Here is a 15,446-nt window from a genome sequence, read left to right on the forward strand (position 1 = left end):
AGGAACTTTCCTACCCAATAGATGGGGGGATTCCAAGGGATATTTCGGGTAAGCCATTGAAGTACTAGAAGTCAACAAGCGTATGGATAAAGATTTAACGTCATCTCCCTTGGAGCGCCAAAATATCCTGAATAATCGTTATGCTCTGGAGAAATTGCAAGAACATCTAGGCTTGGGTGGCACGTTCTATGATGGGGAGTGGCTTTTCACCAAGCACCAGCTTGTTGAGATATTTGGCGTCAGTGGAAGCACGATCGAGAAGTACCTAGCTAGTCATAACGCTGAGCTAAGTGCTAATGGCTATATTGTTCTGCGAGGTTCAAAACTCAGAGCATTCAAGGCTTTGATAGGTGGTACCGTAATTGATTACGGTACCAAAACCTCGATCTTAGGCGTATTCAACTTTAGGGCAATGCTCAATCTTGCTATGGTACTAGTGGAAAGCGATCGTGCTCGTGTCATTCGATCTCGCATCCTCGATATCGTGCTTGACGTAATGGCAGAGCGAGTCGGAGGTCACACAAAATATATAAATCAGAGGGATTGTGACTATCTACCTGCTGCTTATCAAGAATTCAACTATCGTAAAGAGTTCACGAATGCCCTAGGTGACTATGTGGAAATGGGCAAGGCCAAGTACGGTATCTATACTAACAAGGTGTATCAGATTGTTTTCCGAGAAAAGGCTCAGGAATATCGCCAAATACTAAAACTGAGCAACCGAGAAAATCCCCGAGACACTATGTACACCGAAGTTCTCAAGGCTATTGCAAGTGTTGAAAATGGCTTAGCCGCTGAGATCAAGGCTGCGGCTGAGCGGCTGAACCGAAAGTTACGTCCTCCAGAAGTAGATAATATTTGTGATGAGGCTGACAACAATCCATTCTTGAAACCCATCATCGAAGATGCTCGCATCAAAATGGCTAGCCGTGATTTAGGGTTTCGAGATGCTCTTCATCACCAATTAGAGGCATATATTCAGAGTGTTCCAGAAAGTGATTTTGAACGCTTTTTAGGTGAAGCAAGTCGTTCTCTAGAAGAACAACTCTCGGATCCTGAAATTTTGGCGGTATTTAAGCGTTTGAAGGATCGCTAGGGTTTGACAAAAATGGTCTTCTACTTTGATATTCACTATGCCGTAAAAGTTCATGATTGGATTATTGAACAATCTGGGGGCGTATTTGGGATCCAAAATATAGGTTTACTAGAGAGTGCCCTAGAGCACATCCAAAACGATGATTACTATCCAGAGCTTCATCACAAGCTAACTCACCTTGTCTTTGCAATTAATAAATTCCATGCGTTCACCGATGGCAATAAACGGTCTAGTATTGCGCTTGGTGCTTACTTACTTCAGATTAACGGTTACGAGTTTGCAATTCAGAAATTTGTGCTGGAGATGGAAAATATAGCGGTCTGGCTCGCTGATGGAAAAATCTCTAAAGAATTGCTAACCGAGCTAATTGAGTCAATTCTTTTTGAAGATGACTTCAGTGAAGCATTAAAACTGAAGCTAGTTCTCGCAGTAAATATTGAAGAGCCATAGCACAAAATTAATTCAACCGCTCACGTTAATAGTCCTTGGCGATCTTGGCAACTTTGGTACCGGGGTAGTAGGAGCCGAGGATTTGTACGTATTTGTAACCCTGTTCCGCGAGGTTGAGTGCGCCGAGTTGGCTCATACCTTTGCCTGCGAAGGCTTCGGCTACGATGTCATCGGAAGCTGCGTAGAGGGATTCGACGATGCCGCCTTTATAGCTGACGTATTCTCCAGAAGTCATGTCTACGGCTTGGTTGGTGCGATCGTCTTCTTTTTCGATGCCGCTATAGACTTGGAAATATTCGTCGTTGCCCAGGTGATAGAGCGGGTGGGCGGGTTTGAAATAGTAGGTCATAGCGTAGGAGCGGGCGGCAACGGCTTGGGCTTTGAGAGCTTCAGGACTCCAACTGGGGGACACTTCGCTAGCAACAACGCTGTAGAGATACTGACGCATATTGACATAGTTAACGGCTTGGAGTTGGCCCTGGTGAATGGCAAGTAGGAGTTTGCCGCGATAGGCGCGATTGTTGACGTAGAGCAGGCCGCCGGGTTCTGGGGTGATGAAGGCCCCGAGGGGCAGTTTGGAGCTACCGAGGCTAATGCCTTGGCCGTCGAATTGGGCGGTGTAGACTTCGCCTGCGGTCATGGTTGCAATCTTTTCACCCTTGTCGTTGCTGACAATACCGTTGGTGGAGCTAGCAATCACGATCGCGTTGCCTTTAGCGATGCCGACATGCATTTCGATATAGGCGTCTACAGGAGCATTGGTCGCTTCGAACAGAGCCTTGGCGCGGCGGTTCATCTCCTTTTGTTCGGGGGTGAGTTTGGAGAGATCGACGGGGGTGGGGCTGGGGGATGCGGTGGGTTTGGCGGCGGTGGTGGCGGCGGTGGAATTTGGGATTTGGGATGCGGGGGTGGGGATTGGGGAGGCTGGGAGGCTGGGAGGGTTGACTAGGGTAGATTGGGGCGGGGTGGGGGGACGGTGTTGGTCTAGGCCCCAGGCGATCGCGGGGAAGATGCCGAGGAGGGGGAGGAAGATCCACGGGTGTTGGTGAACCCATTGGCGGAGAAGTTGTTTGGCGGAGGGGGTGGGGGTGGCTGGGGTGGGTTGGGTGAGTTCTTGGACGAGGGCTTCGTAGTCGGCGGAGCAGGGTTCAGCGGCTTGGGGTTGGGGAACAGCAGGATCGATCGTGGGGGTGGGGTTAGCGTCGGCTATGGGCTCCACGGTGGGGCTGGGGGGAGTTGCTGTTTTCGATCGTTTGAATGGGAAGTTCACCGCTGTTTACCTGTTTGTTAACCGTTTGCTAACCCGTGGAAAATACACTCGCCTGTTTAATCAAGCTGTCCAGCTTTCTATGATAGCGATCGAGGTTACGGATTGACAGGTTTGTGGGAATGGGTGGGGGAGAACTGGTTAGACTAGAGGAATGATGGATCTACGGGAGGTGGCTGCATGAATGTGTTGGCGGAACCGTTGACGATCGCGGCTTCGGCGATGTTGTTGAGTGATGAGCAGTTTTATCAGTTGTGTCGGCAGAATGAGGCGCTACGGTTTGAGCTGTCGGCGGAGGGGGAGTTGATTGTTATGTCGCCGGTGGGTGGGGAAAGTGGCAAGCGGGAAATGGCGCTGGGGTCGCGGGTGTGGAATTGGAATGAGGCGGCGCAGTTGGGGGAAGTGTTTAGTTCTTCGACGATTTTTCGGTTGCCGAATGGAGCAAAGCGATCGCCGGATGTGGCGTGGGTGCGGGGCGATCGGTGGGCGAGTTTGACGCGGGAGGAGCGGGAACAGTTTCCGCCGATCGTTCCGGATTTTGTGATTGAATTACGGTCTGCGACGGATGGGTTGGCGAGTTTGCAGCGGAAGATGGTGGAGTATCGGGATTGTGGGGTGCGGTTGGGCTGGTTGATTAATCCGCAGGATGAGCGGGTGGAGATTTATCGGCCTGGGATGGAGGTGGAGGAGGTGGAGTTGCCTGCGGTGCTGTCGGGGGAGGATGTGCTGCTGGGATTTGAGTTGGAGTTGCGACGGTTTGATCCCCCTAATCCCCATTATGAAGGGGGACTTTGAAAAATTGTTGGTGGGTATTCGATCGCGCAGTGGAAATAATCTGGGATGAAAAGGAATGACGTTTGTATTTGAGATTGTGGGGGAGGTGGATGCATGACTGTGTTGGCGGAACCGTTGACGATCGCAGCTTCGGCGATGTTGTTGAGTGATGAGCAGTTCTATCAATTGTGTCGTCAGAATGAGGCGTTGCGGTTTGAGCTGTCGGCGGAGGGGGAGTTGATTGTTATGTCGCCAGTGGGTGGGGAAAGTGGGAAGCGGGAGTCGCGGTTAATTGCGCGGGTGGATGTCTGGAATGAGGCGGCGCAGTTGGGGGAGGTGTTTAGTTCTTCGACGATTTTTCGGTTGCCGAATGGGGCGAAGCGATCGCCGGATGTGGCGTGGGTGCGGGGCGATCGGTGGGCGAGTTTGACGCGGGAGGAGCGGGAACAGTTTCCGCCGATCGTTCCGGATTTTGTGATTGAATTACGGTCTGCGACGGATGGGTTGGCGAGTTTGCAGCGGAAGATGGTGGAGTATCGGGATTGTGGGGTGCGGTTGGGCTGGTTGATTAATCCGCAGGATGAGCGGGTGGAGATTTATCGGCCTGGGATGGAGGTGGAGGAGGTGGAGTTGCCTGCGGTGCTGTCGGGGGAGGATGTGCTGCTGGGATTTGAGTTGGAGTTGCGACGGTTTGATCCCCCTAATCCCTCTGATTCAGTGAGACATTGAAGGATAAGCGGGACTTTGAAAAAATTGTTTGTGAGTATGCGATCTTGGGGGGTTGATCGCTGCGGGGGTGGTTTGGCTGGGCTGGATATAATTGAAGCAATGATTATCCGTTCCTGGAATAGCATATGTTTTTTGAGGGATTGGCGACGGCTGGGGCAGTGGGTGTGGGCCAACTGGTGTTTGACCAAGTGCTCAAGCTAGGACAGGCGGCGGCGGAAGATTATGTGAAGGATTTTTTTAAGGATTCGTTGAAGGCCGGGGTGGCACGGACGAAGCCGGATGTGACGAAGAAGGCGGTGGCGAGTGCGTTGCAGGAGTTTCTGGCGATCGTTGTGGAGGAGTTGGAGGATCGGGAACTGTCACGGGCGGAGATTCGCGATCGCTATGAGGTGAATTTGGTGCAGTTTGTGCAAGAGGCTGCGGTGAAGCCGTTGCTGGGGCAGGCGTTTGAGAAGGATTGCAAGCAGGTGGATACGGAGACTCTGGCGGCAGTTTGGCAGCGATCGCAGCGCAAAGGTAAGCCGTTTACGCCGATGCCGGAGGGGTTTGATTGGGATGGGGTGGGCAGTTTGTATTTGAAGAAGGTACGGCGGATTGTGCGGGAGACGCCGGAGTTGCGGGCACTGCTGGAGGTGGAGTTACAGGAGCAGCAGGCGGAGAGTTTGCAGCAGCTTGCGGGGGTGAATCCGGGGTTTGATGTGGTGAAGTACCGGGAGAGTTTGCAGTGTAGCTATGGCTATTTGAAGCTGTATACGTTGGATAGTACCTATCAGGCGGATGCGATCAAGCTGTGGCGGATGTTTATTGAGCAGACGGTGCGGGAGGCGTTGCCGCCGTTGCGCTATGAGATTCCGCTGGATGTGAAGCGGCAGTTACAGGCGGAGGGGGGATTGGAGGCGGATCTGTCGGCGGAGGCGTTGGCGGTATATCGGCAGGAGTATTTTCAGCAGCCTGCGCGGAAGGTTTTGGAGGCGGTGGCGGATGCGCAGAAAGCGGTAATTTTGGGTGATCCGGGGGCGGGGAAATCGACGTTGTTGCAGTATTTGGCATTGGAATGGGTGGAAGATCAAGGGGGTGAGGGGAAGACGCAGGCGTTGCCGTTACTGATTGAGTTACGGGAATATGTGCTGGATGGGGTGAAGGGATTTTTGGAGTTTTGGCATCGGGGCAAGGGAGCGGATTGGCTGTTTGATTCGTTGCAGTTAGATCAGTATTTGCAGTCGCAGCCGACGATCGTGATGTTTGATGGGTTAGATGAGGTGTTCGATCTAGCGACGCAGGAAGCTATCAAAGATGAGATTGTGCGGTTTAGCCAGCAGTATCCCAAGGCGAAGGTTTTGGTGACTTCTCGGATTATTGGCTATAACCCGGAGCGCTTGCAGCAGGCGGGTTTTCAGCAGTTTACGATTCAGCCGTTAGATCGGGAGGAGATGCATGAATTTATCGATCGCTGGTACGATTTGGCGTTGGGCAGCGATTCGGATAAGGGGCGGTTGGTGACGCAGTTGAAGGATGCGATCGAGCAGTCTCAGGCGATTCAAGATTTAGCCGACAACCCATTATTGCTGACAATGATGGCAATTTTGAATCTAGAACCAGGGGAATTGCCACAAAAACGTACTGATTTATATAAGCGTGCATCGTTACTTCTTGTAAGCAAATGGGATTTAGAACGTAAGTGTTTGCCAGAAGGTTGGGTCGAACCATGGGTAAAGCAAGAAATATTGAGTCTAATTGCTTATGAAATGCAAGTGAGCAATGAAGGGTTAAGAGGGAATTTAATTAGCGCAAGACGACTAACACAAATTTTGACAAGTTATTTGCAAGATCAGTGTTTTGAAGCTCCAAGAGAAAAAGCGAAGAAGCTAATTGAAGAATTTCGGCATCGAAATTGGATTTTGTGCGATCGGGGGGCGGATACTTACGGGTTTGTGCATCGCACGTTTTTGGAGTATTTTTGCGCGATGGAGATTGTACATCGATTTGAGAAGTCGCGGGAGTTAACGTTTGAGCAGTTACGGGATGAGGTGTTTGGGGGGCATTGGCAGGATGAGACTTGGCATGAGGTTTTGAGGCTGATTTGTGGAGCGATCGATTCTCAGTTTGCAGGGCAGTTAATTGAATCTTTAATAGGTTTAAAGAGAAGTGATAGAAAAGATAGTAATCGATTAGAGCAAGAGCTTTATAGTATTTCATTGGCAATTGAATGCTTTGCTCAAATACATAATTCTCAGCCATCTCAGAGAGTATCAAATGTTTTATTGGAGGCAACTCAACAAGTCTTTCTGGCAGAAAATTATTCGTCATGGTATCCATTAGAACTTATTCGTATGGGCAATGCTGTTTCATCTATTTGGAAGGAAGATCAGGAGTTGCTGGAATGGCTAATATCTCATCTTGAAAGTTCTACTCCCTTTGCAATATTTGCATTATCAGCAATTTCTAAAGGTTGGCGAAATAGTATTGATGTACCTCGTTTTCTGATTGATCTAGCGCATAAAAATTACACCCATGCATCATCAGAGGCAGTTAGTGAACTAGCTCGAAGTTGGAAGTCTGATCCACGAACCTTACCATTACTCAAAACATTAATTCGCCAGAAAAAAAACATACGTCAACCTGCTATTCATGCATTAGCAAGGGGTTGGAAAGATGAGCCAGATACTTTACTTACTCTTCAGGTTATTGCCTGTGATGGTGATGATCCTTTTGCACAACACATAGCAGTACGGGGAATGCTGACTGTCTGGGAGGCAAATCTTGATGTCAGAAAATTTCTACTTGATTTCGTAATGGATGATTCTATCCATCAGAAGGAGCATCAAACTGATCATCCACGGCTAGTTGTACTCATAAGCCTTTCAGACGAATATCCCCTACATCCCGAAACGATCGAACTATTGCGCGATCGCGCCCTCAACGACCCCGACGAGCAACTCCGCCAATGGGCACAAGAACAACTTCAAAAACTAGAAAATAGCCCTTGATATGCACATCATCCCCCGCAAAGAGAACAAAAACCATGAAAACTCTAGACATCAACCAAACCATCACCAACTGGACAAACCTTTCCAGCACTATCTTTGTTCCCCGCACTGAAGCTGAATATGACGCATTAGTCGAACTGCTCGATCGGTTAATCGATCAAGTCGGTGAAGACGAAACCCATCCCCTCGCCTCCATGATGGATGTCATTGGCGCACTCATCGAAAACTATGAAACTGCCAACGTACCAGAATTAGAAGCCGCTTCTTGACCCGCGATGGAATTCGATCGAACGATTGCGCGATCGTGCCCTCAACGACCCCGACTCCAAACTCCGCCAATGGGCACAAGAATAACTGCAAAAGCTGGAGACTCAGCAATAGCAGACTAGCTTGAATTGAGCTTATAATCGAGTATGGCATGGCTACCTCACAGGAGGCTAAACGTGGAATCCACCATCGACATCCCAGGACTTAAAGCCCTCATCAAAGAAACCATGCGAGAAGTCCTCCAAGAGGAACGAATTCTTCTCTGCAAAATGCTCATGCCCTACATTAGTGACGAAGAGCAAGCTGAAATCAACGCTCAGTTTGGCAAACCTGGTGATGACGAAGATGAAGAATGGATTGACATGACAGAGTGGGTCAAACATGGTGGTCAGATTCCGGAAACAAGCAATTAAGTTTCTCCAAAAATCAAACCCAAAGCTCGTTGCTGAAATTCAAGAACAGCTTAACCAGATTGATGCATCGATCGAACTCCAGTCAATCATCCCTTTCACAGAACTCGACATTACAAAGATGAAAGGAGATTGGGCTGGGTATTTTCGGCTACGTATCGGTGATATTCGAGTCATTTTCACCGTAGATGATGAATCTGGCAACGTCGATGTTTACAAAATAGGCAATCGTGGTGATGTTTACAAGTGATTCTCTCCTCAATGACCCCGACTCCAACTCCGCCAATGGACACAAGAACAAATACAAAAACTAGAGCCTAGCTCTTGATACAACAGAACTCGATCGACAGATAGAAGTCCCCAAAAAATTATAGTTTTACAATAAAAGGAGTCCTCATAATGGCTGAAAACACTGTGAAACTAGAACAACAAGTTGAGTTCGAGTCTTTACTCGCAGTAGTCTCATCTCTCAATAAGGCTGATAAGCATAAACTCCTAGAAATCTTAGAGGATCAACTGTTTGACGATGCTCTAGAAAACGATCCAGAACTGATGGCAGAGATTGAAACCGCTCGTGCTGACTATGCCGCAGGGGACTACATCACCTTTGAAGAATATCTTGCCCAACGTCGAGCCTCCGGTGTATGACCTATCAAGTTACTGTTCCCAAAGCTGTCCAAAAACAAATTGATGCACTGCCGCTGGAAATCCTCGATCGTGTTGCAGAAATCATTCAGGATTTAGCTGAAAATCCACGCCCTAATGGTGTTACAAAACTAAAAGGCAGCGATCGTACCTATCGCCTCCGAGTGAGTGATTATCGAATTGTGTACGATATTTACGATAAGGAGTGAGTGATTGTGCTAATTCGATGTCAGCATCGACAGGAGGTTTATCGCAAATGATCCTGCACTATTCCGAAGACAATCAACTCGTACTCATTGAAATCCTCGACCTCGCTCAGTTTCTCGCCACCAATGATGGTGAATTCCAAGAACTGATCTACACCTAAGATCAAGGTCCTACGATCGAACGATTGCGCGATCGCGCCCTCAACGCCCCTGACGATCAACTCCGCCAATCGGCACAAGAACAACTGCAAAAACTAGAGCCTAGCCCCTAGGCCAACCGCTCCGCCTCCAACCCGCAAGATTTATAATTTTAATCAAGGAGGTTCATCCTATGACACATCAGCTTCAACAGGCCATCACCCTGGCGCAGTCTTTATCGATCGAAGATCAGCTTGAACTCTTAAAAACCCTGTCAGCAATGATTCAGCAAAATTATGCACTGGAAAATGGCGATAATGACAACGATGATGAAGTTAAATTCTCCGCAGAAAGTTTCAGCCGTTCTTGGCATCAAATGATGACCGGCCAAACTTTCCCATTAGAACAGCTATGGGAAGACTCAGACGATGAGTGATAATCCTCCACCCATCCAGATACAATTCACCTCAGAATTTAACCGCAAATTCAAGGCTCTCAAAAAAAGATACCGAAATATTCAATCCGACTTGCAGCCTGTTCTAGAAGAATATTGCTCAATATCCTGTATCAACCATTTGGTAACGATCGTGCCCTCAACGATCCCGACGATCAACTCCGCCAATGGGCACAGGAACAACTCAAAAAAACTAAAGCCTAGCCCTTGAAAGCGACAATATACCTGAATTTGAAGCAGCCTCCAAAAACCAGGATTTTTAGAAAATCCCGGTTTTTAAAGCGACTTACTCCGCTGCCCGATCGCGCTCCATCATGCTGATGTATTTCCAATCGGAACCGAGGACTGGAATCGGTGGACTCCAACGAATGCGTTCACAAAACCGCACCACTTGTAGTTGGTTAATCGTGGATTGGATCTCTTCGCGGGTGCCGAGCAGGTAGATTTGGAACGGTCTGCGGCTATCGTCGATCGCGCGATCGCTGCCGTCAAAGCCAGTAAACATGGGATTTCTCCTAAACGTAGAGGGGAAGAAATCCCAAAAATTAAGACCACCCTCTGTGCAGGACAAGTAGGGTGGCCCGATCGAATGTTAAAATCCGTGTCAGACCGCCTAGCTGCTAACTCCAGCTTGGGGTTTAGCTACCCTCTGTTGGGTCCAATCAACGTTGGGTAGCGCCTTAATTTTTGGGGTCGTAGCTGATTCAATCGGGACTTTAAAACAACTTCAAAACACGGTTGTACTCAGCTATGAGAAGCAACAGTACTAAGAAACCAACTAACCTGTCAACCGTACTGAGACACTTCGCAACAGTGTGGATGAGCAACATCAAGCGAGACTGACATAAAATCACAACTGAGCAAGCAAATCCATCGGAGTATAGACAGGTATACTCGACTCAGTAAAATCTTGATGATCGCGAGTAATGATTGCCTCTAGTTGATTCAAAGTCGCACAAGCCAGTTGAATACTATCTTCAAAATCCTTGAGATTCAAGCTTAGTGATGTTTCTACGACTTGACGATCAACTTGACAGAAATTGAGTCCAGTCAAAATTCTCTGGATTGCAGTAATAGCAACTTCCCGCCCTTCAGCTTTACGAATAATGTAAAAAATATTGGTAATTGTTGTCGCAGCAACGTAGCCCTCAAGCCGACCTTCTTCTATCTGTCTAAAAAGTTGAAAAGTGGATTCAACAAAGGGTTCTCGCTCTAGCAGTAAATCGAGAACAACATTTGTATCAATTAAAACTTTCATCATCAAACTTATTGATACTTTTCCGTAAGGTAGTCGGTATAGTCCGCTTGCAACTCCTCATCACTGAGAGTCTGTCCAGCACGTTTCGCAATCCCCAGAAGTCCTGTTAGCGTTCCAGGTGCTACTTTTGGGACACTACTCGAAGACTGGCTGCTCGAAGCTTGACTGAGTTGTTTCTGGTGCAAAAATTCAGCAAAATCAAGAACCTCGCTGACTTGGTCATCTGGAAGAACCTTGATTAAAGCGTAAAGTTTTTCAGCAGCAGTCATAGAAAGTTCAGAAAGGGAAGCGAAAGGATAACTCAATTATCGCGTAGATTACTGGAGGCATTGGTAGGTGCGATCGAGCAATCCCCCACCCCTCAAGCACCTGCCCCCTCAAACACCCTGCCAAGTCCCATGGAAACTCGGCGGAATCACCTCCGGCAACCCCAACCGACAGATCGGCCCCTCTGCCAACCGCTCAGCCCCATACACCCACACCTCACTACAACCCCGATCGCCGTCAAACACCACCGTCAAAACCCAACCCCGCTCCGGATTCTCCCGATCGGGCGCATAGATCGGCTCCGTCGGATAGCGATTCTCCCCACAATCCGCGATCGTCAGATCCCCCGTCTCCCCATCCACCCGCGCGATCGCCCCAAACAACTCACCCATCGTCTCATCCACCCCCGATCGATGCACATTCACAAACGTTTCCCCCCACGGTTGCCCCACGCATTGCGGAGCCACCACCGGAAACTCACAATGCCGATCGACCAGCGGAAACGCTTCTAAGACCCGCGATCGGGCCACATCCAACCGCAACCGCCACAACCGCGCCCCCGCCACCGTTTGCACCCGCCCCGTCGCCACCTCCCGCAGGAACTCATTCGTCGCAAAATCCTCATAGCGCACCACATCCAGCACCACCGTCCCATCCGCCAGTTCCGCCCCATTGCCAAAATGCCACTGGAACCAAGGCTCCACCCGCCACCGCGCTACTAATGCCAAGGACTCCCGATCGCACACCACAATCTCCGTCCCCAACTGTGGCTGCCACTGCATCCCCTCCGAAAACGTCTTCAGCTTCAACAGCACCGGCGGCAAATTCAACTGCACCGGCGGAATGCAAAAAATCAAATACCGCCCCGCCAAGACAAAATCATGGAGCAACGGAATCCCCGCTAACTTCACCTGCCCCCGCTGCTGCACCTGGCCCGTCCGATCGCTGCGGTAGAGATGCAAAATCGTCTCCCGCCCAAAGGCCACCCCAAAATTAAAAATCTCCCCCGTCCGTCCATCCCGCTTGGGGTGCGCCGAATAACTCGCCTGCGGGGACAACCCACCTAACGGATCCAGCCCCCGCGTCTCCAACGTCTGCAAATCCAACCCGTGGGGCAGTCCCCCCTCCCACAGCGCCAACAGCCGATCGTCCAGCGCCAACACCGACGTATTCGCCGCATTCTTCAGCGATCGCCAGCGCTGCACCCAACTGTCTGACCCGTGGCTGCCATAGCCACCATAGAGGAACCGCCCCGCCTGCTCCTCCGCCAAGTAGCCCGCCGTTTCCACATAGCGATAGGTTGCCGTCACCCCCGCCGCCGCAAACTTAACCGCCAGAATCGCCCCATCCCCATCAAACCAATGGCCCACCCGGCGATGACCTCCGGTCGGTCGAAGACCATCCCCCCGTTCCAGCCGCCCCGGCCCATTGCGATAGAGCGTTCCCCGCAGCCCTGGCGGTACCTGCCCCGCCACCACGGGCAACCCCTGCGCCCCAAACCCCTGGGCCGTATGCAACACCGCCCCTGACCAAGCTTTTGCCCCAGCTTGATTTGCTCCAGTTTGATTTGACCCAGCGTTTGACTCAGCCTTCAGCACCATAGGACTCGATCGATAACAAATCGATAACAACAGGACAACCATTGCCACCCTAGCAGAAAACTTTGATCCGCCCAGATCCGCCCTCCAATCCCGTCCGGTGAACTGGCTCCTGTCCCCGCGATCGAATCTCTTGATAAGTAATCATGCCTAACCCTAGTGCCTAACCTAGATAGGTCTGGTACAATGCCGAATGTCGTTTTAGATAAATCGAACGTTGAGCCAGTCGATTGATCTACCTAAGGTAGACGAATTTCTACAAGAGCTAGCAACCATTCAGCAGACAGGCTCGAAGCGGGTTGCTATGTTGGGGTCGCGTCATGTACCAATTACGCATCAAAAGCTGATTGAACTCATGACCTTTGCACTGGTGTCTGAAGGGAACCGAGTCATCACTTCGGGGTCAACGGGCACCAACTTCGCCGCAATCCGGGGCGCACTCCGAGCTGATCCATCTCTATTGACCGTGATTTTGCCCCAGAGCCTCGATCGCCAGCCTACGGAATCCCGTGAGCAGCTTGAGAGTGTTATGAACTTGGTGGAACATCCCGAAAACAACGATTTGTCCTTGGGTGAAGCCAGCGCCCTGTGCAACCAAGAGATTATCTCGCGGTGCCAGCAGTTGATTTGTTTCGCCTTCCACGACAGCCGCACCCTGCTGCAAACCTGCAAGGAAGCCGAAGAACAACGCAAGGTCGTCACGATCTTTTATTTTGACTAAACCATTCTGGCGAGCCAACAATAACGATCCTGCATCAACCAGCCACTCAGTCAGGTCATTCTGTCTGTGTGGGTTTATTGTGCAGCTTCAAAATTGTTGGATGAGAGTGGATTTTTTGATGGCATAATCCTTGTCTGACAAGGCTAGGCAAAACTAGGCAAAACTAGGCAAGATCATGTTTCTTTCTCAATTACCGATACAAACGGTGCTGCTAGGGGCGATCGCCACAGCAGCCTTTTTAGTGTATTTGCCCTTTATGGCGGTGGGCTATGCACGGGCCACTAAAGGCTACGACACCTCGGCTCCCCGCGCCATGTTTGACCAACTGCCAGACTGGGGCAAACGCGCCACCTGGGCTCACCAGAATGGTTGGGAAGCCTTCGCGATTTTTACAGCCGCCGCTCTAATGGCCTACGTTGCGGGGGTAGACTCCGATAGCGCTCGTTGGGCTGTGGTGCTGCATTTGATCGCTCGCACTCTCTTTCCCCTGTTCTATATTTTCAACATCCCACCCCTGCGATCGTTGATGTTTGGGATCGGGTCGTTAGCCAGCTACAGCCTGATGTATTTAAGTATTCTCCAGAGCTTATCGAAGTAACCCCAGTTTGGGTCATCATTTGTACCAGGCTGGTTACTCAACCGAGTGGATTCATCGAGTTGATTCACCGAGTGGATTCAAGGACAAGCGCGTCCCCCTTTGCAAAGATTAAGGTAACGATTAGACCTATGGCTGGAACCTATTCATTTGATATCGTGAGCGATTTCGATCGGCAGGAATTAGTCAATACCGTCGATCAAGTTACCCGAGAAGTCAACAGTCGCTACGACCTGAAGGATACCAACACCACGCTGGAACTGGGCGAACAAGCGATCGTGGTTAATACCGCCAGCGAAATGACTCTACAGGCGGTGACGGATATTCTGGCGCAAAAGGCATCGAAGCGGGGCCTCTCGCTGAAAATCTTCGACTACGGCAAAATCGAAACCGCCAGCGGCAACCGGATTCGCCAGGAAATCACCCTGAAAAAAGGCATCAGCCAAGAAATCGGCAAGCAGATTACTAAGCTGATCCGGGATGAGTTTAAAAAAGTCCAAGGCTCAATCCAAGGGGATGCGGTTCGTGTGTCGGCTAAATCCAAAGATGAACTACAAGCTGTCATCCAACGCATGAAGCAGGAAGAATTCCCCGTCGCCCTGCAATTCAACAACTTCCGTTAACCCGCATCCGGCCCACTAAAATCCCCCCTGCGACATTCCCCCTTTTGAAGGGGGGCCAGGGGGGATCGAATTTAGAGCATTAACAACAAAACGGGTTTAATGCGATCGATTCAACACGCCGAATCGATCGTCAGCCATTACACCGCAACCTTTGCCGCATCCAACGCTTCCACCAAGCTGCGTACTGCTGCAACCATAGCGATTTCGCTGTTGAGTTGGTTGATGGCTGAGCCAACGCCCACACCCGCTGCACCCGCTGCCACAGCCATGGGAGCCGTCACGCTGGAAATCCCCGACGCGCAAAGCACAGGCACATTCACCGCATTGGAAATTTCGTAGGCCGCTGCCAAGGTGGGAGCCGCTTTTTCAATCAAGCCCAACACGCCAGCGCTTTGGGGCGCTGCACTGGTACCGCCTTCGGTTTGGATAATGTCTGCACCCGCTTCCACCAGCGCTTCTGCCAGGGCCACTTGCTCATCCAGAGCGAGGACGTGGGGCACGGTGACGGAAAGGGTCACATCGGGCAGCAGGGCACGGGTTTGTTGCGTTAGGGCCAGCACTTCCGCCGCACCAAACACTCGACCTTGGGCATAGAAGCTATCAAAGTTGCCAATTTCGATCAGGTCAGCCCCTGCTGCTACCGCCATCACGAACTGTTCCGGTTCCACCGCAGAGACGCACACGGGCAGGTGGGTGAGTTCTTTGACCATGCGGATCAGGTCAGCATCGGCTGCGATGTCCACAAACGTTGCGCCACCCAGTTCTGCCGCCTTCACCACCGCTGCCACATTGGCCCGATCGAAGTTTTGCAGGCCACTGATTACTTTCAGCGCACGCTTTTGTTCAAATGCACTCTGGAGCGTAGGAAGAATGGTCATAGTTCTTTCTGGTTCAGAAAATGAGTTTCACCTATTTTAAAGGATCAAGGGTGTTAAGGCATCAGGGGCTGCTGGACTCGCAC

General features: G+C 50.4%; 20 protein-coding genes. 14 read left to right on the plus strand and 6 right to left on the minus strand.

Annotated features, from left to right (window positions below; all coding sequences use genetic code 11):
• Positions 1-82: 82 nt before the first annotated feature.
• On the plus strand, positions 83-1,096 hold the full coding sequence (locus H6G21_RS16540; RefSeq protein ID WP_190574532.1) for a DNA-binding protein: 1,014 nt from the start codon (positions 83-85) through the stop codon (positions 1,094-1,096).
• A gap of 12 nt (positions 1,097-1,108) precedes the next feature.
• Positions 1,109-1,546, plus strand: a complete 438-nt coding sequence (locus H6G21_RS16545; protein WP_190574533.1) for a type II toxin-antitoxin system death-on-curing family toxin — start codon at positions 1,109-1,111, stop codon at positions 1,544-1,546.
• Positions 1,547-1,571: 25 nt separating this feature from the next.
• On the opposite strand, the gene H6G21_RS26265 is transcribed toward H6G21_RS16545, so the two are convergent.
• The gene (locus H6G21_RS26265) at positions 1,572-2,816 is read right to left on the minus strand and encodes a SpoIID/LytB domain-containing protein (protein ID WP_347278035.1); all 1,245 of its coding nucleotides are present in this window, start codon (positions 2,814-2,816) and stop codon (positions 1,572-1,574) included.
• A 177-nt stretch (positions 2,817-2,993) separates the two neighbouring features.
• Here H6G21_RS26265 and H6G21_RS16555 point away from each other — a divergent pair, with 177 nt between their 5' ends.
• From H6G21_RS16555 to H6G21_RS16595, 9 genes are all read left to right on the plus strand, one after another.
• Entirely contained in the window at positions 2,994-3,608 is a 615-nt protein-coding gene (locus H6G21_RS16555) for a Uma2 family endonuclease (protein ID WP_190574534.1), read from the plus strand.
• Between the two features lie 93 nt (positions 3,609-3,701).
• On the plus strand, positions 3,702-4,316 hold the full coding sequence (locus H6G21_RS16560) for a Uma2 family endonuclease (protein WP_190574535.1): 615 nt from the start codon (positions 3,702-3,704) through the stop codon (positions 4,314-4,316).
• Between the two features lie 125 nt (positions 4,317-4,441).
• The gene (locus tag H6G21_RS16565) at positions 4,442-7,303 is read left to right on the plus strand and encodes an NACHT domain-containing protein (RefSeq protein ID WP_190574536.1); all 2,862 of its coding nucleotides are present in this window, start codon (positions 4,442-4,444) and stop codon (positions 7,301-7,303) included.
• Positions 7,304-7,338: 35 nt separating this feature from the next.
• Complete coding sequence (locus H6G21_RS16570; RefSeq protein WP_190574537.1) at positions 7,339-7,572, plus strand: hypothetical protein; 234 nt, start codon at positions 7,339-7,341, stop codon at positions 7,570-7,572.
• Between the two features lie 186 nt (positions 7,573-7,758).
• The gene (locus H6G21_RS16575) at positions 7,759-7,983 is read left to right on the plus strand and encodes a hypothetical protein (protein ID WP_190574607.1); all 225 of its coding nucleotides are present in this window, start codon (positions 7,759-7,761) and stop codon (positions 7,981-7,983) included.
• Positions 7,952-8,230 carry a type II toxin-antitoxin system RelE/ParE family toxin gene (locus H6G21_RS26270; protein WP_190574538.1) on the plus strand — a complete coding sequence of 93 codons (279 nt, stop codon included), beginning with the start codon at positions 7,952-7,954 and terminating at the stop codon, positions 8,228-8,230. The genes H6G21_RS16575 and H6G21_RS26270 overlap by 32 nt, the downstream gene beginning before the upstream one ends.
• A gap of 149 nt (positions 8,231-8,379) precedes the next feature.
• Positions 8,380-8,628, plus strand: a complete 249-nt coding sequence (locus H6G21_RS16585) for a hypothetical protein (RefSeq protein ID WP_190574539.1) — start codon at positions 8,380-8,382, stop codon at positions 8,626-8,628.
• Positions 8,625-8,834, plus strand: a complete 210-nt coding sequence (locus H6G21_RS16590; protein WP_190574540.1) for a type II toxin-antitoxin system RelE/ParE family toxin — start codon at positions 8,625-8,627, stop codon at positions 8,832-8,834. The genes H6G21_RS16585 and H6G21_RS16590 overlap by 4 nt, the downstream gene beginning before the upstream one ends.
• Before the next feature lie 328 nt (positions 8,835-9,162).
• Positions 9,163-9,405 (plus strand): hypothetical protein, encoded by a 243-nt coding sequence (locus tag H6G21_RS16595; protein WP_190574541.1) that lies wholly within the window; start codon positions 9,163-9,165, stop codon positions 9,403-9,405.
• Between the two features lie 304 nt (positions 9,406-9,709).
• On the opposite strand, the gene H6G21_RS16600 is transcribed toward H6G21_RS16595, so the two are convergent.
• The 4 genes from H6G21_RS16600 to H6G21_RS16615 form a co-directional block, all read right to left on the minus strand.
• Entirely contained in the window at positions 9,710-9,928 is a 219-nt protein-coding gene (locus H6G21_RS16600; RefSeq protein WP_190574542.1) for a hypothetical protein, read from the minus strand.
• 345 nt (positions 9,929-10,273) lie between these two features.
• On the minus strand, positions 10,274-10,684 hold the full coding sequence (locus tag H6G21_RS16605; protein WP_242041887.1) for a PIN domain-containing protein: 411 nt from the start codon (positions 10,682-10,684) through the stop codon (positions 10,274-10,276).
• Between the two features lie 5 nt (positions 10,685-10,689).
• Positions 10,690-10,950: a DUF2281 domain-containing protein gene (locus tag H6G21_RS16610; RefSeq protein ID WP_190574543.1), complete on the minus strand. Its 261-nt coding sequence runs from the start codon at positions 10,948-10,950 to the stop codon at positions 10,690-10,692.
• A gap of 108 nt (positions 10,951-11,058) precedes the next feature.
• Positions 11,059-12,591 (minus strand): carotenoid oxygenase family protein, encoded by a 1,533-nt coding sequence (locus H6G21_RS16615; protein ID WP_242041888.1) that lies wholly within the window; start codon positions 12,589-12,591, stop codon positions 11,059-11,061.
• Between the two features lie 172 nt (positions 12,592-12,763).
• On the opposite strand from H6G21_RS16615, the gene H6G21_RS16620 reads away from it, so the two are divergent.
• The 3 genes from H6G21_RS16620 (at position 12,764) to H6G21_RS16630 (ending at position 14,485) form a co-directional block, all read left to right on the plus strand.
• Positions 12,764-13,267, plus strand: coding sequence for a DNA recombination-mediator protein A (locus tag H6G21_RS16620; protein WP_190574544.1), 504 nt, complete (start codon positions 12,764-12,766; stop codon positions 13,265-13,267).
• A 175-nt stretch (positions 13,268-13,442) separates the two neighbouring features.
• The gene (locus H6G21_RS16625) at positions 13,443-13,865 is read left to right on the plus strand and encodes an MAPEG family protein (protein ID WP_190574545.1); all 423 of its coding nucleotides are present in this window, start codon (positions 13,443-13,445) and stop codon (positions 13,863-13,865) included.
• A gap of 128 nt (positions 13,866-13,993) precedes the next feature.
• Positions 13,994-14,485, plus strand: a complete 492-nt coding sequence (locus H6G21_RS16630; RefSeq protein ID WP_190574546.1) for a YajQ family cyclic di-GMP-binding protein — start codon at positions 13,994-13,996, stop codon at positions 14,483-14,485.
• Between the two features lie 137 nt (positions 14,486-14,622).
• Here H6G21_RS16630 and H6G21_RS16635 read toward each other — a convergent pair whose 3' ends face one another.
• Entirely contained in the window at positions 14,623-15,363 is a 741-nt protein-coding gene (locus H6G21_RS16635; protein ID WP_190574547.1) for a DUF561 domain-containing protein, read from the minus strand.
• Positions 15,364-15,446 lie beyond the last annotated feature (83 nt).

The sequence above is a fragment of the Alkalinema sp. FACHB-956 genome, from assembly GCF_014697025.1.
Taxonomy (GTDB): Bacteria; Cyanobacteriota; Cyanobacteriia; order Leptolyngbyales; family Leptolyngbyaceae; genus Alkalinema.